A 22769-nucleotide genomic window follows, 5' to 3' on the forward strand; every position below is an offset into this window, starting at 1 on the left:
TCACTCTCAGACAGGGGGTTGACACTGTGGCTGTGCGCATACTTGTCGTCGACGACGATCGCGCGGTGCGCGAGTCGCTGCGCCGTTCGCTGTCGTTCAACGGATACTCGGTAGAACTGGCCGGGGACGGCGTCGAGGCGCTGGAACGAATCGCCAGCGATCGGCCCGATGCCCTGGTGCTCGATGTGATGATGCCGCGCCTGGACGGCCTCGAGGTGTGCCGTCAGCTCCGCAGCACCGGTGACGACCTGCCGATCCTGGTCTTGACGGCGCGCGACTCCGTCTCCGAACGGGTCGCGGGTCTCGACGCCGGAGCCGACGACTACCTGCCCAAGCCGTTCGCGCTCGAAGAGTTGTTGGCCCGGATGCGGGCGCTATTGCGTCGCACGGGCCCCGACGACGGCGTGGAGTCCGCCGCGATGACCTTCTCCGATCTCACGCTCGATCCTGTCACCCGCGAGGTGACCAGGGGTCAACGCCAAATCAGCCTGACCCGCACCGAATTCGCGCTTCTCGAGATGCTGATCGCCAATCCGCGCCGGGTGCTGACGCGCAGTCGCATCCTCGAAGAGGTGTGGGGCTTCGACTTCCCGACGTCCGGTAATGCCCTCGAGGTGTACGTCGGTTACCTGCGCCGCAAGACCGAAGCCGAAGGAGAGCCGCGACTGATCCACACCGTGCGCGGGGTGGGTTATGTGCTGCGCGAAACACCTCCCTGATGTCTGTTCCGAATCACGGGGCTGTGCCCCAATCCGAATCGCCTCGACCGCCCTCGAGAACCAGTTCGGTGTCGCTGCGGTGGCGTGTGATGCTGCTGGCGATGTCGATGGTGGCGATGGTCGTTGTCCTGACCACGGTTGCGGTCTGGGCGGTGGTGTCGCGCGCGTTGTACGACGACGTCGACAATCAACTGCGCAACCGGGCACGGTTGCTCATGGAAAGCGGCTCGCTGCAAGCCGATCCGAGCAAGGCCATCGAAGGCACCGCGTACTCGGACGTCAACGCGATGCTGGTGATCCCCGGCCGAGCGATTTTCACGGCCAACCAACAGGGGCAGACGCTGCCGCTGGGCGAGCCCGAAAAGGCCGTCCTGCGAGGGGATCTGATCATGTCGCTGCGCACCGTCGATCATCAGCGGGTGCTCGCGATGCACCTGTCCAACGACAGCTCGCTGTTGATCTCCAAGAGCATGGTCCCCACCGCCGCGCTGCTGCGACGGTTGAGCACGGTGCTGATCATCGTCGGCGGGATCGGGGTTGCGGTTGCCGCGATCGCGGGTGGTGCCGTCGCGCGTGCGGGCCTACGTCCTGTGGCGCGGTTGACCCAGGCCGCCGAGCGCGTCGCGCGCACGGATGACCTGCGGCCCATCCCGGTGTTCGGCAGCGACGAACTCGCCCGTCTCACCGAGGCGTTCAACATGATGTTGCGCGCGCTGGCGGAGTCGCGCGAACGCCAGGCCCGCCTCGTGACCGATGCCGGCCATGAGCTGCGCACGCCGCTGACGTCGTTGCGCACGAACGTCGAACTGTTGATGGCGTCGATGGCACCCGGTGCGCCGCGGTTGCCGGAGGACGAGATGGCCGAACTGCGGGCAGACGTGATCGCCCAGATCGAGGAATTGTCCACGCTGGTCGGTGATCTGGTGGACCTGACGCGCGACGACGCGGGTGTCACCGTGCACGAGATGGTCGACGTCGCCGAGATCGTGGACCGGTCGCTGGAACGAGTTCGACGCCGCCGCAACGACATCGAGTTCGAGGCGACGACCACACCGTGGTTGGTCTACGGTGACTCGGCCGGCTTGGCGCGCGCCGTGCTCAACCTGCTCGACAACGCCGCGAAATGGAGCCCTCCCGGCGGCCTGGTGACGGTTCGACTGATGCAGATCGACGCGATGAACGCCGAGTTGGTGGTCTCCGATTACGGCCCCGGCATTCCTCCTCAGGAGCGTCCGCTGGTGTTCGAGCGGTTCTACCGGTCCACAACGGCCCGGTCGATGTCGGGCTCGGGCCTCGGATTGGCGATCGTGAAGCAGGTCGTGCTCAAACACGGCGGTTCGCTGCGAATCGAAGACACCGTTGCAGGCGGGCGACCCCCGGGTACATCGATGCACGTCGTGCTGCCGGGGCGGCCCGCGCATGATCACGCCGCCGAGTGGGTCGTTCCCCGACACGCCCCTGCCGAGTAGCCCGGCACGGGCCGAAGTGTCAACGATGATTGACAGCGGCGGGAATGGGGGAACGAAGTTTGGGTATCAACCGAACGTTCTCTAAGTGGATTCTCAGCCCGACGGGGCACTGTTGACCTGAGTCGAACGTTGTCCATTTGGTCGGAACACGCAAAGAACGAGGGAAAAGGAAGAGCCCGAGCGACATGACGAATCACCCGAGGTATTCGCCGCCCCCGCCGCCCGGCCGTCGGCCGATGGGCGCTGAGCATGGGACGCCCGGCTACCCTGGCGGCGTTCAGCGCCCCGGCCCTTACCAGCAGCAGCCCTACGACTGGCGCTATGCGACGCAGCAGCAAGCGGCTCATCAGCATCCGACCCAGCAGCAGTTCCGCTCGCCTTACGATCCCTACCGCGGCGCGGCTCAGCCGCTGCCCGGTCAGCCGCCGCAAAAGCGTTCCCGCGCAGGGGCATTGACGGCTGGAACGCTTGCCGTGGCGGTCGTGTCGGCCGGCATCGGCGGGGGGGTGGCGCTGCTGGCGCAGCCCGACCGGCCCTCGGCATCGTCATCGATCGACGGCGCGGCGCCCAGTGTGCCCGCTGCCAGCCTGCCGGTGGGTTCGGTGGAGCAGGTCGCGGCGAAGGTGGTTCCGAGCGTCGTCAAGCTCGAGACGGACATGGGGCGGGCATCCGAAGAGGGGTCGGGCATCATCCTGTCCTCCGACGGATTGATCCTGACCAACAACCACGTGGTGTCGGCGGCCCAGGGCGGTCCCGGCGGTCCCAGTGGCCCCTCGGCGGGCCCGGGCGGGGCCCAGACCAAGGTGACCTTCTCGAACGGTCGCAGCGCCCCGTTCACCGTCATCGGCACCGACCCGAGTAGCGACATCGCCGTGGTGAAGGCTCAGGGCGTCTCCGACCTCACCCCCATCACCATCGGTTCGTCGGCCAACCTGCAGGTGGGTCAGGACGTGGTCGCCGTCGGTTCACCGCTCGGCCTCGAGGGCACCGTCACGACCGGGATCATCAGCGCGCTGAACCGTCCCGTCGCCGCCAGCGGCGACGCTCGTAATCAGAACACCGTCTTGGACGCGATCCAGACCGATGCCGCGATCAACCCCGGCAACTCCGGTGGCGCGCTGGTCAACATGAACGGTGAGCTGATCGGCGTCAACTCCGCCATCGCCACACTGGGCGCCGACGCAGGGCCTGCGGCGCAGAGCGGTTCGATCGGCCTCGGCTTCGCGATCCCGGTGGACCAGGCCAAGAGGATCGCCGACGAATTGATCAAGAACGGCACCGCCGCGCACGCGTCGCTGGGTGTGCAGGTCGGCAACGACGCGTCGATCGACGGCGCTCGGATCGTCGAGGTGACTGACGGTGGCGCTGCTGCCGCGGCAGGGCTACCCAGCGGGGTCGTTGTCACCAAGGTCGACGACCGGGTGATCGGCAGCGCCGATGCGCTGGTCGCCGCCATCCGCTCCAGGGCGCCTGGGGAAAAGGTCACGCTGTCGTATCTCGACCCGTCGGGCAAGCCGAAGTCGGTCCAGGTCACGCTGGGTAAGGCGCAGCAGTGATGGCGCCGACCGACGTGAGCACCCTGAGAGTGGCCGCGCCGCTGTCACGGGCCGCATATACGGTTGCAGTCATGGAGCAGCCAGGGGAGTTGGTGGGCCGAGCGCTGGTCGTCGTGGTCGACGACCGCACCGCACACGGCGACGAGGAGGACCACAGCGGTCCGCTGGTCACCGAACTGCTCACGGAGGCCGGGTTCGTCGTCGACGGGGTCGTCGTCGTGTCGTCCGACGAGGTCGAGATTCGCAACGCTCTCAACACCGCGGTCATCGGCGGGGTGGACCTCGTGGTGTCGGTCGGCGGAACGGGTGTCACCCCCCGCGACGTGACGCCCGAAGCCACCCGCGACATTCTCGACCGTGAACTGCTCGGGATCTCGGAGGCCTTGCGCGCCTCGGGGTTGTCCGCGGGGATGATCGATGCGGGTGTTTCCCGTGGCCTCGCCGGCATCTCGGGCAGCACCCTGGTGGTCAACCTTGCCGGTTCCCGTGCGGCGGTCCGCGATGGGATGGCGACCCTCAATCCGCTCGCGGTCCAGATCATCGGTCAGCTGTCGAGCCTCGACATCTGACCCGCCGCGCGTAAGTTCAGAGATGTGATCTTAATCACAATTGGGCGTTCTCGTGGGTGAGCGGCAGAGGCCTGACCGCGAATCACTCGACGACGTCTTCGGCGAGGTCATCCCGAGAATTTCGGGCGATGAGCGCGACGCCCCGACGACCGACGAGAACGCCGAGCGCGAGCGTTGGCTGCGCGAAAATCGTCCGCCGCATCACAATTGACTCATCGAGCCGACACCGCGCGACCAGCCTTGTTGCATTTTCAAGCGCAGCGGCGCTGGTCCTTTCCCGACTTCACCGATCGGTCCGCGTTATGCGCAGATGACAGGTCGACGGCGAGTACCCGGCTGACTCCTCGGCAAACCAGCAGGTCCGGTAACGTTCCGCATTCGTACAGCGATCTCCCGTTGCCGGGTTTGTGCCCGACCGTTATGTTCCTCGTGTCACAAACGATGAACAGCACGTAACAGCGACAAGTGAGATCTCTCGTCTGGTCGCAGAGGCTTCGTGCCGCTGGGACCAGAGGTGTGCCAGGCGCCAACTGCAGAGCACGGTGAGCCGAGGGCTGACCGCCGACATAGCTAGGGAGATTATGAAGGTTTTGGGTCGGGTGCTGATGGCGCTGGTTTTGGCGATAGCTGGAGCCCTCGCGTCGTTGTTCGTGAGTTCGGGCACCTCTCAGGCGGGGCTGGACAATGAGTTGAGTCTGGTCGACGGCAAGGACCGGACGCTGACGATCCAGCAGTGGGACACCTTCCTCAATGGTGTGTTCCCTCTTGACCGCAACCGGCTGACTCGTGAGTGGTTCCACAGTGGCCGCGCGAAGTACATCGTGGCCGGCCCGGGTGCCGATGAGTTCGAGGGCACGTTGGAGTTGGGCTATCAGATCGGCTTCCCGTGGTCGCTGGGTGTGGGCATCAACTTCAGCTACACGACCCCCAACGTGTTGCTCGACCAGGCGCCGCCGAACCTGGATCCGTCCGCGGGCTTCTTGACCACCCCGAACCTGTTCCCCGGGGCGTCGATCAGCGCCGATCTCGGTAACGGCCCGGGTATTCAGGAGGTCGCGACCTTCTCGGTGGATGTGGCCGGCGCCAACGGCGGTGTGGCGGTGTCCAATGCGCACGGCACGGTCACCGGCGCTGCCGGTGGTGTGTTGTTGCGTCCGTTCGCTCGACTGATCTCGTCGGCCGGCGACAGCGTCACCACTTACGGCGAGCCGTGGAACATGAACTGACAGACGCTCTCCCGAGCAACAGAACAGCCCCCGGGAATCTCCGGGGGCTGTCTTGTTTCTGGCTGTCGGCGGAACAGGACGTTGCCATTAGGTAAACAGCAAAAGCACTTTGCTAGTGATCTTGATCACTGCGCGTTACAGCACCGAAACTGTGATCATGGCTGGCATCGAGGTCAGGTGTGCCGCAGCACACGTCGCGGACGCCCACCCGCCCGAAACGATGAGCTTGAAGTCCCACAATACCCGCGAAAGGGCGGCGGAATCCGCTCGTGACAAGCCTTATTCGCGCGCTGAGCCGAAATGAACCGTGCGGGAATAGCCGGGGCTTCGCGGATGAGGCTCACGCTTTCGCGTTGCCGGTTTCCGTCAGCGCCGTTATGTTCCTCGTGTCAACGGATGAGCGAAACATTAGAGCAGCATGAGGTCTCTCATTTGCTCAAATGGCACTCATGCGTCGTGCGGCGCTAGCGCCAGCTACGGCTGACACCAGTTGCGGGTCCACAGGGGGGCCGCATCGACTAGCTAGGGAGAACATGAAGGTATTCGGTCGGGTGCTGATGGCGCTGGTTTTGGCGATCGCTGGAGCCGTCACGTCATTGTTCGTGAGCACGGGCACCTCTAACGCAGGCCTGGACAATGAGTTGAGTCTGGTCGACGGCAAGGACCGGACGCTGACCATTCAGCAGTGGGACACCTTCCTCAACGGTGTGTTCCCTCTTGACCGCAACCGGCTGACTCGTGAGTGGTTCCACAGTGGCCGCGCGAAGTACATCGTGGCCGGCCCGGGTGCCGATGAGTTCGAGGGCACGTTGGAGTTGGGCTATCAGATCGGCTTCCCGTGGTCGCTGGGTGTGGGCATCAACTTCAGCTACACGACCCCGAACGTTCTGCTCGACCAGGCGCCGCCGAACCTCGACCCGAGCGCGGGCTTCTTGACCACCCCGAACCTGTTCCCCGGGGCGTCGATCAGCGCCGATCTCGGTAACGGCCCGGGCATCCAGGAGGTCGCGACCTTCTCGGTGGATGTGGCCGGCGCCAACGGCGGTGTGGCGGTGTCCAATGCGCACGGCACGGTCACCGGCGCTGCCGGTGGTGTGTTGTTGCGCCCGTTCGCTCGACTGATCTCGTCGGCCGGCGACAGCGTCACCACTTACGGCGAGCCGTGGAACATGAACTGACAAACGCTCTCCCGAGCAACAGAACAGCCCCCGGAACCCTCCGGGGGCTGTTCCGTTGCGATCAGGTTTTGTCGGCGCTCGTGGTCTTCGCGGTGTCGGGGTCGGGACCGGCGCCGGGGGCAGCGCTGTGTGCGCCGGAGGATCCGTTGGTCTCGGCGAGGATGTTGCGGATCTCGGTGAGCAGGGTCAGCTCGGTGTCCTGGGCCTGCTCGACTTCGCCCTTCTTGCGCAGCCGGTTGTACGGCAGCACGACGAGGAAGTACACGACGGCCGCAACCAGGATGAAGTTGATTGCGGCGGACAGCAGAACATTCAGGTCGATCGTCTGGCCCCCGCCGATGCCGATGCGCAGAATGCCGTAGTCGGATTCACCACCCGCGCCGATGCGGCTGATCAGCGGCTCGATGATGCTGTCGGTGAACTTGGTGACCAGTCCCGTGAACGCCGTACCGATGACCACCGCGACCGAGAGGTCGACGATGTTGCCTCTGGCGAGGAAATCTTTGAAGCCCTTCAACATTTGTCTCAGATCCTCCCTGCCTGGTATGTGGTCGACAGCTACGCACGTTAGCCGCGTTGCCACCGGACAGGGCAGGAATACCCCGTGTAGGGGGTACTAGCGGCCCCGCTTTCAGTGCAGGGTGAGCGTCACCGTCTCCACCAGTGTCGCGGCGGCCACCTCGTTGGCGGCGTGGGCGGGCAGCGCCACCAGAACCACGCGATCGGCGCCTGCGCCTGTCGCCGTGGGCTTTTCGGACACCAACACGACGATCGCGTCGCTGGCCACCACCCGCGGACGGGTATCGGGTTCGCCGCCGGCGGCCAGCACGTCGACCACGTCGCCCGGGCGGATCAGATCGAGCACCGCGGTCTCGTCGAGCGACAGCGGCACGATGCGCGCGGTCGGGCCCGCCGCTCCTTCGGCGAGCCTGGGCGTCAGGAGGCGGACGTCGGTGAGCGCTTCGCCCCGGCGGACGGGGCCGGCCAGTGTGGCGCCGACGACGGCGGCGGCATCAGTCTGAACACCGTCGGGAACCGTTGCGGCATCGAGCTTTTCACGACGAACATCGTCGGCGGTCAGCTCGCTTCCCGGGCTCAGATCGCGCGCGGCAACGACGGCGTCGACGTGCTGGTCATCGGGATCGGGACGCACCGCGGCAATAGCGGCGAGCACCACAAGAGCGCCCGCAGCGATGCGGCGGGCCAGTACCGTGCGTGTCCAATCGGGCCGCAGAATCTCGGTGATCCGATTCAGCGGCGACGGATTGAGTGAGTCCCCCATGCGGCCAAGTTAGGCAGCGCATCGGGAGGGTGGGCGAGGTACTCGCCGTCCTGTGGATAACTTCGAGCGTCAGCTCGATGCGGCGGCCGCTGCCGGAGAGCTGGACGAACCCGAGAAACTGCTAGAGGTGCTCGAACTCCCCGAGTCCGACGATTTCTTCTCCGACGACGAAGTCTTCTCCGACGAGGAACTCGACTCCGAGGAGCCGGACCCGTTGCTCGAGCCGTTCGACGAGCTCTTGGCGGATTCACGGCTGTCGGTGCGGTAGAAGCCGCTGCCCTTGAACACCACGCCCACGTTCCCGAACAGCTTGCGCAGCCGGCCGTTGCACTTCTTGCACGTGGTCAGCGAGGCGTCGCTGAACGCCTGGACTGCGTCGAACTTGTCGCCGCACTCGGTGCACGCATAGGAATACGTAGGCACGGGACCCCTCCCTGGTGGTCAGATCTGTTAGCACTCTACCGGCTCAAGTGCTAGAACCGCTACGTGGCGTGCGTCATTCCCGGCCCAGTCGCTCGGCCGAGAGCCACCAGCCCGCGTCGCGGTGTCAGCGCGTGTGTCATCGACACGTCGTGCGGTTCGGCGGGCAGCCTCTCGACGAGTTCGTCGTCGCGCACGACCGCCACGAACCGCGCCGACCGCGACGCCAAGCGCAGCGACCGGTCGTAGAAGCCGGCACCGCGGCCCAGCCGCACACCGCCGCGATCGACCGCAAGTGCGGGAATCAACAATGTCGTGGCTAGCGCGATGGTCTCGGGCTCGAGCCGTGGCCCTTCGGGTTCCAGAAGACCGAACCGTCCCTCCGCCAATTCGCCGGGCGCGTACTCGCCCCACTGCAACGGCTGCGCGATACCCGCGACGTCGTACCTGGCGACCGGCAGCAGCACCCGCACACCGTGCCGGTGAAGGACGTCGATCATCTCGTGGGAGCCGGGCTCGGAGCCGACCGGAACGTAGGCGCAGACAGTCGTCTCGGCCGAGACGAGTGCTGGCACATGCTCGGTCAACGCGTGCGCATCGGCGTCGTGCTCGTGCGCGGGCAGGGCCCGGCGGGCCACCAGAATCGAGGCCCGCAGTTCCGCCTTGGTCGCGCTCACGTCATCTTCCCCAATCGGTCTCAACACGCCCGACCTCGCAACGTTCAACCTGCCCATGGACGTTAGTGTGTGAACGATGACACGGCCTCTGGTCTCGATCCCCCACACGGCGGTCGTTCCTGCGGCGGGCCTGGGCACTCGGTTCCTGCCGGCCACCAAAACGGTCCCCAAGGAGCTGCTACCGGTCGTCGACACACCGGGCATCGAGCTCGTCGCCGCGGAAGCGGCCGAGGCGGGCGCGGAACGGCTGATCATCATCACGTCCGAGGGCAAGGACGGGGTCGTCGCGCATTTCGTGGAGGACCTCGTGCTCGAGGGCACCTTGGAGGCCCGCGGCAAGAAGTCGATGCTGGAGAAGGTGAGGCGCGCACCTGCCCTCATCAAGGTCGAGTCGGTGGTTCAGGCCGAGCCGCTGGGCCTCGGCCACGCCGTCAGCTGCGTGGAACCGAAGCTGAGCCCCGAAGAGGACGCGATCGCGGTGTTGTTGCCCGACGACCTCGTGCTGCCGACCGGCGTGCTGGAGACCATGTCGAAGGTGCGGGCCAAACGCGGCGGTTCTGTGCTGTGTGCGATCGAAGTGCCACGCGACGAGATCAGTGCTTACGGCGTCTTCGACGTCGAACCCGTCTCCGACACGAACAACCCCAACGTGTTGCGCGTGAAGGGGATGTACGAGAAGCCGAAGGCCGAGGACGCCCCGTCGCCGTACGCCGCGGCCGGTCGATACGTCCTAGACCGGGCCATCTTCGATGCGCTGCGGCGCGTTCCGCGCGGCGCGGGCGGTGAGATCCAGCTGACCGACGCCGTCGCGTTGCTCATCAACGAGGGGCACCCGGTGCATGTCGTCGTGCACCGTGGCTCTCGACACGACCTCGGAAATCCCGGAGGCTACCTCAAGGCTGCGGTTGACTTTGCGTTGAAGCGCGATGACTACGGGCCGGAACTCCGGCGGTGGTTGGTGGAGCGATTGGGGCTGATCGACTGCTGATGAGCCCCGACGCATAGATAGGGGTGCAGTGCGTTCGGTCGAAGAACAGCAGGCACGCGTTGCGGCTGCGGCGGTGGCGCCGCGGCCGGTACGGGTGGCGATAGCCGAGGCGCAGGGGTTGATGTGCGCCGAGGAAGTAGTCACCGAGCGGCCGCTGCCCGGATTCGATCAGGCCGCGATCGACGGGTACGCGGTCCGCAGCGTCGACGTGCTCGGCGTCGGCGAGGCCGGTGACGCCGGAGACTCAGAAGAGCCGACCGACGGCGAAGTGAGCCTGCCGGTGATGGGACTGATCGAGGCCGGCGCCCGGACCCCGAGCAGACTGCAGCCGCGTCAGGCCGCGCGGGTCCAGACCGGCGCGCCGATGCCGACGCTCGCCGACGCGGTGCTGCCGCTGCGCTGGACCGACGGCGGCGATGCGCGGGTGAGGGTGCTGCGTGGCGTGCGCTCGGGCGCCTATGTCCGGCGAACGGGCGACGATGTCCAACCGGGCGACGTCGCGGTGCGGTCGGGCACGATCATCGGCGCGGCGCAGGTCGGCCTGCTGGCCGCGGTCGGCAGGGAGCGGGTCCTGGTGCATCCGCGGCCGCGGTTGTCCGTTATGTGCGTGGGCGGTGAACTTGTCGACATCTCCCGCACACCGGGCAACGGTCAGGTGTACGACGTGAACTCCTACGCGCTGGCCGCCGCGGGGCGTGACGCGGGCGCCGAGGTGAACCGGGTCGGCATCGTCGACACCGACCCCAAGCGGCTGCGCGAAGTCGTCGAGGGTCAGCTCAACCGCGCCGAGGTGGTCGTCATCGCCGGGGCGGTCGGCGGGGCGGCCGCCGAGGGGGTGCGTTCGGTGCTCGCCGAGCTCGGGGAGATGGAGGTGACCCGTATCGCCATGCACCCCGGCTCGGTGCAGGGGTTCGGCCAACTGGGCCGCGACGGCGTTCCGGTGTTCCTGTTGCCCGCCAACCCGGTCAGCGCGCTGGTGGTGTTCGAGGTCATGGTGCGTCCACTGATCCGGTTGTCGCTGGGCAAGCGGCATGCGCACCGCCGCATCGTGCAGGCCCGCGCGTTGTCGCCGATCGAGTCGGTCGCGGGACGGACGGGATATCTGCGCGGTCAACTCATGCGGGATCAGGACACCGGCGAGTACCTCGTCCAGGCGCTCGGCGGTGCGCCTGGCGCGTCGCACTTGCTGGCCACACTGGCCGAGGCGAACTGTCTCGTCATCGTGCCCACCGAAGCCGAATCGGTCCGTACCGGCGAGATCGTCGACGTCGCTTTCCTGGCACAACGCGGCTGATCCGCGCGGGTGTCGACGTGAACCTGTGGCGGTCGAGTTCGGTACACCCGGGTTGGCCCATGTCCGCGGGTCCGCTGCGTGTGGCCGCCGGCGTCGTGCGGTTGCGTCCGGTCCGGCTGCGAGACGGCGCCCAGTGGAGCCGCATCAGGCTGGCCGACCGCGCGCACTTGGAACCGTGGGAACCGGCTGCCGGTGTGGACTGGGAGACGCGACACGCGATCACGTCGTGGCCCTCGGTGTGTTCGGGGCTGCGGTCCGAGGCTCGCAAGGGCCGGATGGTGCCCTTCGTGATCGAACTGGACGACCAGTTCTGCGGGCAGCTCACGATCGGCAACGTCACGTACGGGGCACTGCGATCGGCCTGGATCGGGTACTGGGTGGCCAAGGCGGTGAACGGCGGCGGCGTCGCGACAGCGGCCTTGGCGTTAGGGGTCGACCATTGTTTCGGTCCAGTGGGACTGCACCGGGTCGAGGCGACGGTGCGCCCGGAAAACGCTGCTAGCCGTGCGGTTTTGGCGAAGGTCGGCTTTCGGGAGGAAGGGCTGCTGCGCAGGTATCTCGATGTCGACGGCGCCTGGCGCGATCACCTGCTGGTGGCCATCACGATCGAAGAGGTCGCCGGATCCGCGGCCGCGACGCTGGTGCGGGAGGGCCGCGCCGAGTGGGCTTAGTCGTGTGATTTCGCGAGACGTACAACAGGGTCGCGAACGACGGCGAAACACCGCCCTGGTGTACGTCTCGCGAAAACCGGACGCTCTCCGCTGTTACCAATGTGACATTTGTGACTGTTGGTGCTTGTCTTGTGCGAATTACAGGTGTGTAATTGCTTCGGCGCGCCGCCCACGGATGCGCAGGTCACAGACCTAGCCTTTAGGGGAAAGGAGCAGGCGACATGCCAAGCATCCCCCAATCCCTTCTGTGGATATCTCTCGTCGTTCTCTGGCTCTTCGTGCTCGTGCCGATGCTGATCAGCAAGCGCGACACCGTGCGCCGGACCAGTGATGTCGCGCTGTCCACACGCGTGCTCAACAGCGGCCGCAATGCGCGGCTTCTGAAACGACGCGGTCCGGCCGCCGGCCATGCCAGCGATCCGGACTGGCGCCCCACCGAAGAAGACCTCGACGAGGAGATCGAACCCGAAGCCGAACCCGTCAGCAGCCGCGCGGTGGTGCGAGCCGCCGCGGTCGCCGTCGAGGAGAAGACGGAACCCGACTACCTCGACGTCGATGTCATCGGCGAAGACTCCGGTGCCCTGCCCGTCGGGGTGTCCAACCGTCCGGAAGCCGAAAAAGAAGAGCTGACACTGCAATTCGACGAGCCGGCGGAAGAGGCGGTCGACGACGCGGCCGTCGATGAGCAGGAAGCCGAGGACGTCGACGCCGACGACGAGTACGAGACCGTCGACGACTCGTCCGGCTTGGAAGCGCCGTCCGAAGCAGACCTGCGGATGGCCGACTCGCTGTCCGAGGCGCGCCGGCGCAGGCACGAATCCAAGACCGCAGCGGCGGTCAGCGAGCGCAAGTACCGGTTCCGCAAGCGGATGTTGACGGCGCTCGGCGTGCTGTTGGTAACGACGGCGGCAGCGGCGTTCACGCTGAGCCCGACGTTGTGGTGGCTGTGCGGCGCGGTCAGCGGATTCACCGTGCTGTACCTGGGCTACCTGCGGCGGCAGACCCGGATCGAGGAGCGGCTGCGTCGCAGGCGTGCGCAGCGCATCGCTCGCTCGCGGCTGGGCGTCGAGAACACCGATGACCGCGAGTTCGACGTGGTGCCTGCGCGCTTGCGGCGGCCGGGTTCGGTGGTGCTGGAGATCGACGACGAGGATCCGATCTTCGAGCATCTGGACTACGCGCCGTTTGCGCGGCACTTCGACCTGCCGCGGGCGGCGGGGCAGTAAGGCCGCCGCAGGAAATCGGGGCCGTCGATTTTCGGCGGCCGTCCGGTGACTGGTAGCCTGCTACCGGTATCAGGGGCTATGGCGCAGTTGGTAGCGCGACTCGTTCGCATCGAGTAGGTCAGGGGTTCGATTCCCCTTAGCTCCACAGAGTTTGATCAGGTCAGAGTCGAGGTTTCCGCAGCCCGATGATTGCACCGAGACCACCGGAATCTCGCGGCCGGCGTGACGACCCACCTTCGCTTTATGGCTCGGTTTACCGACTTGCGAAGTGGGGCACAGTTCGCGGCAGTGGGTGGCGATCGGTGAGGGTTGCACCGGTGCCACCCGCGAGGCGGTCGGCGGGGTCAACCTCTTTGTTGAGCAGACAGCTCTGCCTCGCTGCCCGTCGCCCTCGAGTCACTTGCTCGCAGTCGTGGCCAGTCCGCCGTCGACGGGGATGATCGCCCCGGTCAGGAACGCTCCTGCGCGACTGGCGAGGTAGACCGCGATCCCGGCCATGTCGTCGTCGCGCCCGATCCGTCGCAGCGGCGCCGACGCTGCGATCTCATCTCCGAACGCATCCAAGGTCGCGGCCATCATCTTCGACGGGAACGCCCCTGGCGCAACGGCATTGACCGTGATGTGCTGTGGCCCCAGTTCGCGGGCGAGTACACGGGTGAGATGATGAACGGCCGCCTTGCTGGCGCTGTAGGAGTACGTCGGCAGCTCGGGCACCCGGATGCCGTCGACGCTGCCGAGGTTGATGATCCGGGCCGGATCGTCCGCGGTGCCTGCGGCACGAAGCGCGGGCAGGAACGCCTGAACGAGCCAGAACGGCGACTTGACGTTGACGTTGAGGATTTTGTCCCACCCGGAATCGGGGAAGCTCTCCAGTGGCTCGCCCCAGGTCGCACCCGCGTTGTTGACGAGGATGTGCACCGGCTCGCCGCCACCGGTCACCTCGTCGGCAAGCCGAAGGCACTCGTCGTGTCGTGAGAGGTCCGCAGGTATCGCGCGCACCTGGCCGAAACGGGACAATTCTTCCTGTGCCCTTTCGCAGGCGTCGGCCTTTCGCGAGCTGATCACCACGCTGGCACCGGCCTGCAGCAGACCGCGGCTCATCATCACGCCAATGCCGCTCGTGCCGCCGGTGACGACGGCGCGCTTGCCGGTGAGATCGAAAAGCTCTGTATGCGTGCTGAACTGACCGTCACTCATCGACAAGCGCCTCCATCATCGCCGTGGCGGCGCGCGAGGCCGCCCCGCTAGAGACTAGAAGATGAGCCCGGATGCCTTGCTGGTGGCCGCGTCGAACCGGTTCTGGACGTCCTCCCAGTTCACTACATTCCAGAACGCCTTGACGTAGTCGGCTTTCACGTTCTTGTACTGCAAGTAGTACGCGTGCTCCCACATGTCGACCTGCAGCAGGGGGATGATGCCCAGGGGGACGTTGGCCTGCTGGTCGTACAGCTGGAAGGTGAGCAAGCGCTGACCCAGGGTGTCGTAGCCGAGCACACCCCACCCGGAGCCCTGCAAGCCGTTGGCGGCGGCGGCGAACTGCGCCTGGAACTTGTCGAACGACCCGAACTGGTCGTCGATCGCGGCAGCCAGCTCGCCGGTCGGCTTGTCACCGCCGTTCGGCGAGAGGTTCTTCCACCAGATCGTGTGGTTGACGTGCCCACCGAGGTGGAACGCGAGGTTCTTCTCGTTGAGGAAGATCGCGGCGTGGTCGCCGTTGGCGCGGGCCTCTTCGAGTTTGGCGATCGCGTCGTTGACGCCCTTCACATAGGTGGCGTGGTGCTTGCTGTGATGAATCTCGTTGATCTGGCCCGAGATGTGCGGTTCCAACGCACCGTAGTCGTAGTCAAGATCAGGCAGTGTGTACTCGGCCATGAACTTCCTTTCTGAAGGGGGTCGACGCTGTGTACCCGCGCTGGCCCGGATTTCACGTGGCTTCGGCGTCGCGCAGAAGGGCCTCCGCGCCAGCCTAGGCGCGGCCTCAATACCTGTCTAGGTGTTCAGATGTTGTGCTAACTTGGGGTTGCGGGCGGCCGCCGAATGCATCGATGCAGCACATCATGTAGCGACTTGTCTTCCGACGGGTGGCGGAGCGCCGCGGCCGACCCGCGCCAACCCCGACGATTTGCTGGCCGATCGATTCATTGATTGCCGTGCGACCGACGCGGCTGACGGTGACCCGCTCGGTTTCTTGCTCGTGGCGACGAGCAGCCCGTAGCCTCGTGACGTGGCCGGGCTGACCGGCGTTCGCGCCGACGAACTCACTGCGCTGGAAATCTTTCGTGGCTATCGGGCCGAGGATCTCGTGCCGCTCGCGGCCCAGCTGACGCCTCTGAACGCCGCCTCCGGCCAGGTACTCATGCACCAGGGCGAACTCGCGTTGTCCTTCTTGTTGATCGGCTCCGGCGCTGCCGAGGTCACGCACGTCGGAGACGACGGACACGACACCGTCGCGCGACTGACGCCGGGCATGATCGTCGGCGAGATCGCATTGCTGCGAGACACCACCCGCACCGCGACGGTGATCGCCACCGAACCGGTGCGCGGTTGGGTCGGGGCGCGCGACGCGTTCGCGATCCTGCTCGAGATCCCCGGCATGCTCGACCGGCTGCTGAGCACCGCCCGACAGCGCCTCGCCGCATACGTCAGCCCCGTTTCGGTCCGCATGCGTGACGAAACGGAGTTGTTCTTGCGGCCGGTGCTGCCGGGCGACAACGAACGGACATCAAGGGGTCCCGTCGAATTCTCCAGCGAGACGCTGTACCGGCGTTTCCAATCGATGCTCGTTCCGAGCAGGTCGTTGATGCGCTACCTGTTCGAGGTCGACTACGAACACCACTTCGTGTGGGTGATGACCGACGGTCCCGACGGATCGGTGGTCGCAGATGCGCGGCTCGTTCGCGACGAAGCGGATCCGGCCGTCGCCGAGGTCGCGTTCACCGTCGCCGATGCATACCAGAACAAAGGTATCGGATCGTTTCTCATGGGGGCGCTCGCGATCGCGGCGAAAGGCCTTGGCGTACAACGTTTCACCGCGCGTGTGCTCGCCGAGAACTACCCCATGCGTACCATCCTCACCCGCCACGGCGCACACTGGCAGCGAGATGACCTCGGGGTGGTCACCACGACCATCGACGTGCCGCGCCCGGCCAATCCGCCGTTCTCGACGGAACTGACCAGGCAGATCCGCGATATGGTCACTCAGGTCGTGCGGGCGGTCGGCTGATGCGCGTTCCGCTGTCCAAGGACACCAGGCTGTGCATCTCGTTGGCGGGTCGGCCGAGCAACATCGGCACCCGGTTCCACAACTACCTCTACGACCTGCTCGGCCTGGACTTCATCTACAAGGCTTTCACCACAACGGATATCGCCGCTGCGATCGGGGGAGTGCGGGCGTTGGGCATCCGCGGTTGTTCGGTGTCGATGCCGTTCAAGCAGGATGTGCTGGGGCTGGTCGACGACATCGAGCAGTCGGCTCGCTCCATTGGCGCCGTCAACACGATCGTCAACGACGACGGTCGGCTCACCGCCTCGAACACCGATTACCTTGCGGTGCAGGGGCTTATCGCCGAACACGGTTTGCAACCGGCACAGTCCGTGCTCATCTACGGCAGCGGGGGGATGGCCAGTGCGGTCGGGACCGCGTTCCGCGACGCCGGATTCGACCACGGCACCATCGTGGCCAGGAATCCTGAAACCGGTCGTTCAATGGCCGACCGGCTCGGCTACGACTACCTCGCCGAGGTCGGCGCGCACACCGCGGACGTACTGGTCAACGTCACTCCTGTGGGGATGGCCGGTGGGCGTGAGGCCAACGGGACGGCGTTCGGCGGAGAAACCATCGCCAACGCGCACACCGTCTTCGATGTGGTCGCGATGCCGTCGGAGACACCGCTCATCACAGCCGCGCGCGAGGCGGGCATCGGCGTGATCACCGGCGCTGAGGTGATCGCGCTGCAGGCCGCCGAGCAGTTCGAGCGTTATACCGGGGTTCGGCCGACGCCCGATCAGGTGATGGCCGCGTCGGCGGTGTCGCGCGCCTGAGTCAGGGCGTGATCTTGGTCTGTTCGTCGATGACCGACGTCGCGTCCATCAGGGCCATCATCTGGTCCTCGCGACCGTCGGCGTTGAGCTGCAGGACGTACAGCCCGTCTTGGCCGGGGATCACGACGGTCTTCTGGGCGATCGCCCGCAGGACACCGTCTTTGGCATATGTGCCGCCGATCTGCACCGCATCGAAATCGGAGAGCGTGGACGGCGAGCCTTCCTGTGCGCCTTCGTATCCGGGTAGGTTCATGATCTCGCCGGGCGCGAACTCGAGGATCTTCGCCGGGTCGACGTTGCCGGTCAGCTTCGACACCAGTGCGATGATGGTCGGGGGGTCTTGTGCCATGGCCGGGTCATCGGAAACTATTGCGGCATAAGCCCATTGAGGTTTGCGTGGCCCGGCGTCGCTCCAGCCGGGCGGAATCGGCAGATCGATGGTCGGCGAAGCGGGGTCGCCGCGCTTGACGGGGGTCTCCGTGATGTCGTTCTCGCGGATGTAGTCGACGATCGTGTAATTGGCGCCTTGGGCTTGAGGAGACGTGGTGGGTGCGGGTGAGGCACTGGTTTCCGATGTGGTCGCTTCCTCCGAGGTCGTCGTCTCGGACGTCGCCTCGCCCTCGGTGTCAGAGCTGCAGCCGGCAAGGCCAAGGCCGAGTGCCACGGCCGCGACCGCGATGACGCCGGCTCTCATAGACGTGCCCATTTGCTCCTCCATCGGTTGGGTCTGCGCCGTAGCCTACGGCCGCCCTTCGGCATTTGCAGTGGAAAACGCGCGTAACAGCGGTTACACCAATGTTGCCGTTCGGAACAATATTTTGCTACGGCGCTTCCGCGTGGTTAGCTGTGACGAGGTGTCTGCGTAGCAGCGGCGAGGGGTGAAAGGGAGACGCGATGCGGGGGCAGGGTGCTCGACTGAAGACGACACTGCGTTCGCTGGGGGCGATGGTTCTGGCGGTATTCGCAGCGATCGCCGTGGCGGTGGCGTGGACGACCGCAACGGCGGTTCAGCTGGCGGCGAGCGCTTTGATCATGGGCGGGACTGAACACCCGTTGACCTCGCCCCCGGATGACCCCGCCTACATCAGCCAGTACTTGAGCAACGCTGTCCTGGGATTCATCAACCCGGCCTCGGGCACGGAAACGATCAGTCCCGACATCCCGCCTATCGACGAGGTCGACGGTGATGTTTACGCGGTCGTCTACCCCGCGGCGTTCTTCCCGGTGTTCGGCAGCCAGACCTTCGACGCTTCGGTCGCCGAAGGCGTGGAGAGCCTGGAGGGGTGTGTTCGCGGGAACTCGGCCTGCGTTTACAACGAAGAGGCGAGTTACGACGTCGACTCCGAAGAACCGGTGGCCGCGGGCCCGTCCGCGTATGAGGATTATGTCAATTTCGGCTATTCGCAGAGTGCGGTGGTGGCTTCGCTGGTCAAAAGGGAACTGATTGCTGATCCGAGAGATCCGGAGAATCCCGGGGGCGCGGCGCCCGAGACCTCGTTCTTCTTGCTGGCCAATCCGATGCGCCCCAACGGCGGCATCCTTGCGCGCGGCCCGGAAGGCCTCACGATCCCGATCATCGGCATCACCTTCTACGGCTCAACACCTACGGACAGTTGCGATCAGGGTCCCTGTATGCCGACGGTCGACGCCGCGGCACAGTACGACCTTCTCGGAGGCGACGCACCCGCCAGCCTCACCAACGTGTTGGCCATCGCCAACTCACTGGCCAGTTATTACTATCTGCACGGCGATCTGCAGAACGAGAACTTCGACGATGCCGTTTATCAAGGCTCTTACGGCGACACCGACTACTACCTGTATCCGGCCGAACGGCTGCCGATCCTGATGCCATTCGAAGCATTTGTGCCGTCGCCGATCCTGACGGCGCTGGATGCACCGCTTCGGGTGCTGATCGAGGGAGCCTATGCCCGCGACGTGAACCCGGGTGTCGCGACGAAGGTGGGTCTGCTGCCGTTCCGGAACCCGATCGCCACGGCGATCAATCTGGTGAAATCCATCCCGACGGGCCTCGACGACGCGATCGAGGAGGTCTCCGGGGACCGCCCGCTGGGCACCGAGGAGACAACCAGCCCCTTCGGTGTCGGCGGACCCGAATTGCCCACGCACCCAGCAGAAGACAGCACCGCGACGACGGTCGAAGACAACACCGTGACGAGGATGTCGTGGGCGCACGCGGGAGACGCCAACGGAAGCGAGCAGACCGTCGTCGCCGACGGCCTAACGCCAGTCGACGAGTTTCAGCCGCCCGTAGACGCACTCGGACAGAACCTGCCGGGTCAGCCACCCACCGGTGAGAACCAGGCACAAGTCGGCGCGGAAGGCGAGACGAAGGTCGACGAGGAAAAGGGCCTCGAAGAGCTCGACAGTACGAGCGCCGAGACGACCGGAAACGGTGCCGTCACCGGCAAGACGCCCAGGGTGGGGTTCAAGCCTGCGCTTCCCAAGCTGCCGAAGCTGCCCAAGTTGCCGAAGCTGCGCGGACCGATCTCGTTCGACAAACCGGTGCGGCTGGGCCCCTCGCCCGCGAGTCGGCCGGATCGCAACGAGGCCAGCAGCACTGAGACGGTTTCAGAGCCCAAGGACAGCACACCTGCCGGCGGTGAGACGGGCGGCGAGTCCGACGCAAAGGACGCCGCTGCCTGACGTATCAGCGGGAGCAGTTGAGCGAGACGGTGATCGATCTGCTCACCACGACCGTGATGAACTCGCGGTCTTCACCTTTGCCGACCGCGAACGTCTGGGTGACTTCCTGTGGGTTGCGCACGCTGGTGACGATGCACTCGTTGATCGGGCCACTGCCGACCCGGTCGATGACGACGTCGTAGCCCTGGTCCTCCAACTCGGCGATCGTGCGCGGCGCGTCACCCGGTTGCACCGGTTGTGCGGCCGCAAGACCCGCGGGCACCACAATGGCACCTGCCGCCGCTGCTGTTGCTGCCACACTCCGAAGAGCACCCATGACAGCCTCCAATCATGAGGGTCGATGTCCCCACTTGTTGATCGCCGAAGGGCCGCGGATCGTTGCATCGTCGCGGCCGCGGCGGTGCTGATGATCTGCGTGGGCGCGTGCGGAACCGATCCCGGTTCGTCTCCTGCCGACCAGTCGTCGTCCGAGGAGCCCGCACAAGTCAACCCGGCGAGAATCGATCGCGCGCGCACTGCGCTGCCGGCCGGATACGAGGTGACCGACCTCGTCGGCGCCGTCGGCCCGATCACCGCGTGGGGATACGGTGCGCAGTGGACCACCGACCCCGAGCGATGTGCCGCATTGGCCGACCCCGCCGCGGGGGCAAACCGCACCGACGGCTGGTCCGCGTCGGGGCCTGGCGGCATCGTGTACGCCGTCGTCGCCGCCGCACCGGGAGAGCTCGACCCGGCGGTGATCGACGAGTGCGCGCGCTGGTCCATTGCGGGCGGACGCACGACGGGCACCGTCACCCTCGAACCCGCCCCGGCCATCGACGGGGCGTCGACCGTCGCGATGGCGACGTCGAGCAGCACCGTCGTGGAAGGCGGCACCGAAACGCTGTCGCGCGCCGAAACCGTCACGGCGTACCTCGGTGACCATGTCGCCTTCGTCGCCGTCGTCACCGACCCCGGTTCGCCCAATCCACAACTCGGTTCGGATTTCGCCGCCCATCTGATGACCGAAACGGTGTCCGCGTTACGGGGCTGAGCCGTCGTTGCCCGGTACATTGTGCGGCGATGTCGAAGAGGGCCATGGTCGCGGTGGCGTGCGCCGCTGCGCTCACCGCGTGTGGGAACGCCCCACCGAGCGACGACCTGTCGCGCGCTGACATCGGGCGCGTCAAGGATGTGCGGACCAGCTTCGGACCCGACTTCAAGGTCACCGACGTCGAGCCGACCGGTATCGATCCGCGGTTGTTGGCACGCCAGGAACTGCCCGAGGGCGTGAAGTTCGAGCCAGCCGACTGTGCGTCGTTCGCCAATCAGCAGATGGTTCCGGCGGGTGCCAAGGGCAATATGGCGGCGACGACGGCTGAGGGCGACGGCAACCGGTTCATCACGATCGCCGTCGAGACGTCCGAAACCGCGTCGGTCAATGCGCCGGCCGAGAACTGTCGCAAGGTCGGGTTCGCGGGTGGCGCGATGCGCGGGCTGGTCGAGGTCGTCGAGGCGCCCCAGATCGAGGGTGCGCAGACGCTGGGAACCCACCGCGTGGTGCAGACGACGGTGGACGGCAAGCCGCGCACCGGCGAGCTCTACAACTACCTCGCCAGCTTCGGACCGTTCCTGGTGATCGTCACCGCGAACCCGTTGGTACTGCCCGACAAACCCGTCGCGAAGGTCGACACGCAGCGCGCTCGCGACCTGTTGGTCACGGCGGTGAAAGCGGTCAGGGCCTAGCGCACGTCGTGCGGACGGAACTGGATGCTGATCCGGACGCCCACGGGGCGCGTCGTCTTGGGGATGGCGTGCTCCCACGTGCGCTGACACGACCCGCCCATCACGAGCAGGTCGCCGTGCGCATGCTGCAGCCGTAGCGACTTGCCCCCGCCGCGTGGCCGCAGCGCGAACGTTCTGGTCGCGCCCAGCCCGATGATCGCGACCATGGTGTCTTCGGTGCTGCTGCGACCGACGGTGTCACCGTGCCAGGCCACGCTGTCGTTGCCGTCGCGGTACAGGCACAGCCCCGCGGTGGTGAACGGCTCGCCGAGTTCACCCGCGTAGGTGTCGTTGAGGCGACGACGAAGTTGTTTGAGCCGTGGATGCGGCGGCCGGTCATCGACCAGGTTGTGAAAGCTGACCAGGCGCGGGACGTCGACGACGCGGTCGTACATCGGCCGGCTCTCCGCACGCCACGGGATGACCTCGGAGAGCTCGGTGAACAGCGAGTCGGCATCGTCCAACCACCCGGATCGAAAGTCGATCCAGGCGCCGTTGCCGAGATGGCGGCGTTCGGCGTGCTCGAACAGCGAGCTCTGCAGCGCCAGCTCCATGGCCGCGATTCTATCGCACAAGCGTTCGATGCATCAGAGCCGCACCGCGCCAGGTCCCTGTTCGGCGAGGACGTCTCCGGGGTTGGTCAACGCGCAGGTCTTCAGGCTCAGGCAGCCACAGCCGATGCAGCCGGTCAGATTGTCGCGCAGGCGTTGCAGGTGCAGGATGCGGTCGTCGAGGTCTTGGCGCCAGCCCGCCGACAGCCTGGCCCAGTCCTTACTCGTGGGCACCCTGTCGTCGGGGAGGGTGGCCAGTGCTTCTCGTATGCGGGACAAGGGGATTCCGAGCCGCTGCGACATCCGGATGAACGCGACCCGGCGCAACGTCTCTCGGGCATAGCGGCGCTGGTTTCCCGAGGTGCGTCTGCTGTGGATGAGGCCTTCGCGCTCGTAGAAGTGCAGTGCCGAAACCGCGACACCGCTGCGAGCGGACATCTCGCCGGGAGTCAGCTCGTGAATCAACTCCATAAC

The 22769-nt window shown here is 66.2% G+C and carries 26 protein-coding genes and 1 tRNA gene; 17 read left to right on the forward strand and 10 right to left on the reverse strand.

Features of this window, described 5'->3' with window-relative positions; translation table 11 throughout:
• Nucleotides 1-32 precede the first annotated feature (32 nt).
• From AU192_RS21400 to mspA (AU192_RS21425), 7 genes are all read left to right on the forward strand, one after another.
• Nucleotides 33-719: a response regulator transcription factor gene (locus tag AU192_RS21400; protein WP_064399516.1), complete on the forward strand. Its 687-nt coding sequence runs from the start codon at nt 33-35 to the stop codon at nt 717-719.
• On the forward strand, nt 719-2188 hold the full coding sequence (locus AU192_RS21405; protein ID WP_064399517.1) for a HAMP domain-containing sensor histidine kinase: 1470 nt from the start codon (nt 719-721) through the stop codon (nt 2186-2188). Before AU192_RS21400 ends, AU192_RS21405 begins: the two co-directional genes overlap by 1 nt.
• Before the next feature lie 185 nt (nt 2189-2373).
• Nucleotides 2374-3744: a trypsin-like peptidase domain-containing protein gene (locus AU192_RS21410; RefSeq protein ID WP_064399518.1), complete on the forward strand. Its 1371-nt coding sequence runs from the start codon at nt 2374-2376 to the stop codon at nt 3742-3744.
• A gap of 23 nt (nt 3745-3767) precedes the next feature.
• The gene (locus tag AU192_RS21415; protein WP_094286979.1) at nt 3768-4313 is read left to right on the forward strand and encodes a MogA/MoaB family molybdenum cofactor biosynthesis protein; all 546 of its coding nucleotides are present in this window, start codon (nt 3768-3770) and stop codon (nt 4311-4313) included.
• A gap of 52 nt (nt 4314-4365) precedes the next feature.
• Nucleotides 4366-4524, forward strand: coding sequence for a hypothetical protein (locus AU192_RS25755; protein ID WP_165593332.1), 159 nt, complete (start codon nt 4366-4368; stop codon nt 4522-4524).
• 370 nt (nt 4525-4894) lie between these two features.
• On the forward strand, nt 4895-5539 hold the full coding sequence (gene mspA / locus AU192_RS21420; protein WP_064399519.1) for a porin MspA: 645 nt from the start codon (nt 4895-4897) through the stop codon (nt 5537-5539).
• Nucleotides 5540-6072: 533 nt separating this feature from the next.
• The gene (gene mspA, locus AU192_RS21425) at nt 6073-6717 is read left to right on the forward strand and encodes a porin MspA (RefSeq protein ID WP_064399520.1); all 645 of its coding nucleotides are present in this window, start codon (nt 6073-6075) and stop codon (nt 6715-6717) included.
• Nucleotides 6718-6778: 61 nt separating this feature from the next.
• Here mspA (AU192_RS21425) and mscL read toward each other — a convergent pair whose 3' ends face one another.
• The 4 genes from mscL to AU192_RS21445 form a co-directional block, all read right to left on the reverse strand.
• Nucleotides 6779-7237, reverse strand: coding sequence for a large-conductance mechanosensitive channel protein MscL (gene mscL / locus AU192_RS21430; protein WP_064399521.1), 459 nt, complete (start codon nt 7235-7237; stop codon nt 6779-6781).
• Between the two features lie 111 nt (nt 7238-7348).
• Nucleotides 7349-7999, reverse strand: a complete 651-nt coding sequence (locus tag AU192_RS21435; protein WP_064399522.1) for an SAF domain-containing protein — start codon at nt 7997-7999, stop codon at nt 7349-7351.
• Between the two features lie 69 nt (nt 8000-8068).
• Nucleotides 8069-8422 (reverse strand): FmdB family zinc ribbon protein, encoded by a 354-nt coding sequence (locus AU192_RS25255; protein WP_082695101.1) that lies wholly within the window; start codon nt 8420-8422, stop codon nt 8069-8071.
• A 59-nt stretch (nt 8423-8481) separates the two neighbouring features.
• Nucleotides 8482-9096 carry a 5-formyltetrahydrofolate cyclo-ligase gene (locus AU192_RS21445; protein WP_064399524.1) on the reverse strand — a complete coding sequence of 205 codons (615 nt, stop codon included), beginning with the start codon at nt 9094-9096 and terminating at the stop codon, nt 8482-8484.
• 76 nt (nt 9097-9172) lie between these two features.
• On the opposite strand from AU192_RS21445, the gene AU192_RS21450 reads away from it, so the two are divergent.
• The 5 genes from AU192_RS21450 to AU192_RS21470 all read left to right on the forward strand — a co-directional run bounded on the left by AU192_RS21450 (nt 9173) and on the right by AU192_RS21470 (nt 13420).
• A complete protein-coding gene (locus tag AU192_RS21450) occupies nt 9173-10084 on the forward strand; it encodes a UTP--glucose-1-phosphate uridylyltransferase (RefSeq protein WP_064399525.1) in 912 nt (303 codons plus the stop codon).
• 28 nt (nt 10085-10112) lie between these two features.
• On the forward strand, nt 10113-11378 hold the full coding sequence (gene glp, locus AU192_RS21455; protein WP_064399526.1) for a molybdotransferase-like divisome protein Glp: 1266 nt from the start codon (nt 10113-10115) through the stop codon (nt 11376-11378).
• A gap of 17 nt (nt 11379-11395) precedes the next feature.
• Nucleotides 11396-12049, forward strand: a complete 654-nt coding sequence (locus AU192_RS21460; RefSeq protein WP_064399527.1) for a GNAT family N-acetyltransferase — start codon at nt 11396-11398, stop codon at nt 12047-12049.
• A gap of 221 nt (nt 12050-12270) precedes the next feature.
• On the forward strand, nt 12271-13275 hold the full coding sequence (gene sepX / locus AU192_RS21465; protein WP_064399528.1) for a divisome protein SepX/GlpR: 1005 nt from the start codon (nt 12271-12273) through the stop codon (nt 13273-13275).
• Nucleotides 13276-13347: 72 nt separating this feature from the next.
• Nucleotides 13348-13420: transfer RNA gene (locus tag AU192_RS21470), tRNA-Ala, on the forward strand.
• Nucleotides 13421-13671: 251 nt separating this feature from the next.
• Here AU192_RS21470 and AU192_RS21475 read toward each other — a convergent pair.
• Nucleotides 13672-14472 (reverse strand): SDR family oxidoreductase, encoded by an 801-nt coding sequence (locus tag AU192_RS21475; protein WP_064399529.1) that lies wholly within the window; start codon nt 14470-14472, stop codon nt 13672-13674.
• 54 nt (nt 14473-14526) lie between these two features.
• Nucleotides 14527-15147 (reverse strand): superoxide dismutase, encoded by a 621-nt coding sequence (locus AU192_RS21480; protein ID WP_064399530.1) that lies wholly within the window; start codon nt 15145-15147, stop codon nt 14527-14529.
• A 352-nt stretch (nt 15148-15499) separates the two neighbouring features.
• Here AU192_RS21480 and AU192_RS21485 point away from each other — a divergent pair, with 352 nt between their 5' ends.
• Both AU192_RS21485 and AU192_RS21490 read left to right on the forward strand, forming a co-directional pair.
• The gene (locus AU192_RS21485) at nt 15500-16498 is read left to right on the forward strand and encodes a GNAT family N-acetyltransferase (protein WP_064399531.1); all 999 of its coding nucleotides are present in this window, start codon (nt 15500-15502) and stop codon (nt 16496-16498) included.
• The gene (locus AU192_RS21490; RefSeq protein WP_174523662.1) at nt 16498-17316 is read left to right on the forward strand and encodes a shikimate 5-dehydrogenase; all 819 of its coding nucleotides are present in this window, start codon (nt 16498-16500) and stop codon (nt 17314-17316) included. Before AU192_RS21485 ends, AU192_RS21490 begins: the two co-directional genes overlap by 1 nt.
• 1 nt (nt 17317) lies before the next feature.
• On the opposite strand, the gene lpqN is transcribed toward AU192_RS21490, so the two are convergent.
• Nucleotides 17318-18022, reverse strand: a complete 705-nt coding sequence (lpqN, locus tag AU192_RS21495) for an envelope biogenesis lipoprotein LpqN (protein WP_064399533.1) — start codon at nt 18020-18022, stop codon at nt 17318-17320.
• Nucleotides 18023-18210: 188 nt separating this feature from the next.
• Here lpqN and AU192_RS21500 point away from each other — a divergent pair, with 188 nt between their 5' ends.
• Nucleotides 18211-19980 carry a PE-PPE domain-containing protein gene (locus AU192_RS21500; RefSeq protein ID WP_235629702.1) on the forward strand — a complete coding sequence of 590 codons (1770 nt, stop codon included), beginning with the start codon at nt 18211-18213 and terminating at the stop codon, nt 19978-19980.
• 4 nt (nt 19981-19984) lie between these two features.
• On the opposite strand, the gene AU192_RS21505 is transcribed toward AU192_RS21500, so the two are convergent.
• A complete protein-coding gene (locus AU192_RS21505; protein WP_064399535.1) occupies nt 19985-20296 on the reverse strand; it encodes a hypothetical protein in 312 nt (103 codons plus the stop codon).
• Nucleotides 20297-20320: 24 nt separating this feature from the next.
• Here AU192_RS21505 and AU192_RS21510 point away from each other — a divergent pair, with 24 nt between their 5' ends.
• Both AU192_RS21510 and AU192_RS21515 read left to right on the forward strand, forming a co-directional pair.
• Nucleotides 20321-21013: a DUF5642 family protein gene (locus AU192_RS21510; RefSeq protein WP_120275755.1), complete on the forward strand. Its 693-nt coding sequence runs from the start codon at nt 20321-20323 to the stop codon at nt 21011-21013.
• Between the two features lie 29 nt (nt 21014-21042).
• A complete protein-coding gene (locus tag AU192_RS21515) occupies nt 21043-21705 on the forward strand; it encodes a DUF5642 family protein (RefSeq protein ID WP_064399536.1) in 663 nt (220 codons plus the stop codon).
• Here AU192_RS21515 and AU192_RS21520 read toward each other — a convergent pair.
• Both AU192_RS21520 and soxR read right to left on the reverse strand, forming a co-directional pair.
• Nucleotides 21702-22298, reverse strand: coding sequence for an alpha-ketoglutarate-dependent dioxygenase AlkB (locus tag AU192_RS21520; protein WP_064399537.1), 597 nt, complete (start codon nt 22296-22298; stop codon nt 21702-21704). The genes AU192_RS21515 and AU192_RS21520 overlap by 4 nt on opposite strands.
• Nucleotides 22299-22331: 33 nt before the next feature.
• Nucleotides 22332-22766 (reverse strand): redox-sensitive transcriptional activator SoxR, encoded by a 435-nt coding sequence (soxR, locus tag AU192_RS21525; protein ID WP_064399538.1) that lies wholly within the window; start codon nt 22764-22766, stop codon nt 22332-22334.
• Nucleotides 22767-22769: the final 3 nt, after the last annotated feature.

Source organism: Mycobacterium lehmannii (assembly GCF_001499925.1).
Classification (GTDB): domain Bacteria; phylum Actinomycetota; class Actinomycetes; order Mycobacteriales; family Mycobacteriaceae; genus Mycobacterium; species Mycobacterium lehmannii.

Excerpts from the sequence above, each read along its gene's own strand:
- AU192_RS21435 (WP_064399522.1), bottom strand. The coding sequence starts at position 7,999 with ATGGGGGACTCACTCAATCCGTCGCCGCTGAATCGGATCACCGAGATT.
- AU192_RS21480 (WP_064399530.1), bottom strand. The coding sequence starts at position 15,147 with ATGGCCGAGTACACACTGCCTGATCTTGACTACGACTACGGTGCGTTG.
- AU192_RS21405 (WP_064399517.1), top strand. The coding sequence starts at position 719 with ATGTCTGTTCCGAATCACGGGGCTGTGCCCCAATCCGAATCGCCTCGA.
- mscL (WP_064399521.1), bottom strand. The coding sequence starts at position 7,237 with ATGTTGAAGGGCTTCAAAGATTTCCTCGCCAGAGGCAACATCGTCGAC.
- mspA (WP_064399519.1), top strand. The coding sequence starts at position 4,895 with ATGAAGGTTTTGGGTCGGGTGCTGATGGCGCTGGTTTTGGCGATAGCT.
- AU192_RS21520 (WP_064399537.1), bottom strand. The coding sequence starts at position 22,298 with ATGGAGCTGGCGCTGCAGAGCTCGCTGTTCGAGCACGCCGAACGCCGC.
- mspA (WP_064399520.1), top strand. The coding sequence starts at position 6,073 with ATGAAGGTATTCGGTCGGGTGCTGATGGCGCTGGTTTTGGCGATCGCT.
- AU192_RS21500 (WP_235629702.1), top strand. The coding sequence starts at position 18,211 with ATGCGGGGGCAGGGTGCTCGACTGAAGACGACACTGCGTTCGCTGGGG.
- AU192_RS21410 (WP_064399518.1), top strand. The coding sequence starts at position 2,374 with ATGACGAATCACCCGAGGTATTCGCCGCCCCCGCCGCCCGGCCGTCGG.
- AU192_RS21475 (WP_064399529.1), bottom strand. The coding sequence starts at position 14,472 with ATGAGTGACGGTCAGTTCAGCACGCATACAGAGCTTTTCGATCTCACC.
- AU192_RS21490 (WP_174523662.1), top strand. The coding sequence starts at position 16,498 with ATGCGCGTTCCGCTGTCCAAGGACACCAGGCTGTGCATCTCGTTGGCG.
- AU192_RS21450 (WP_064399525.1), top strand. The coding sequence starts at position 9,173 with ATGACACGGCCTCTGGTCTCGATCCCCCACACGGCGGTCGTTCCTGCG.
- AU192_RS21510 (WP_120275755.1), top strand. The coding sequence starts at position 20,321 with ATGTCCCCACTTGTTGATCGCCGAAGGGCCGCGGATCGTTGCATCGTC.
- soxR (WP_064399538.1), bottom strand. The coding sequence starts at position 22,766 with ATGGAGTTGATTCACGAGCTGACTCCCGGCGAGATGTCCGCTCGCAGC.
- sepX (WP_064399528.1), top strand. The coding sequence starts at position 12,271 with ATGCCAAGCATCCCCCAATCCCTTCTGTGGATATCTCTCGTCGTTCTC.
- lpqN (WP_064399533.1), bottom strand. The coding sequence starts at position 18,022 with ATGGGCACGTCTATGAGAGCCGGCGTCATCGCGGTCGCGGCCGTGGCA.
- AU192_RS21515 (WP_064399536.1), top strand. The coding sequence starts at position 21,043 with ATGTCGAAGAGGGCCATGGTCGCGGTGGCGTGCGCCGCTGCGCTCACC.
- AU192_RS21505 (WP_064399535.1), bottom strand. The coding sequence starts at position 20,296 with ATGGGTGCTCTTCGGAGTGTGGCAGCAACAGCAGCGGCGGCAGGTGCC.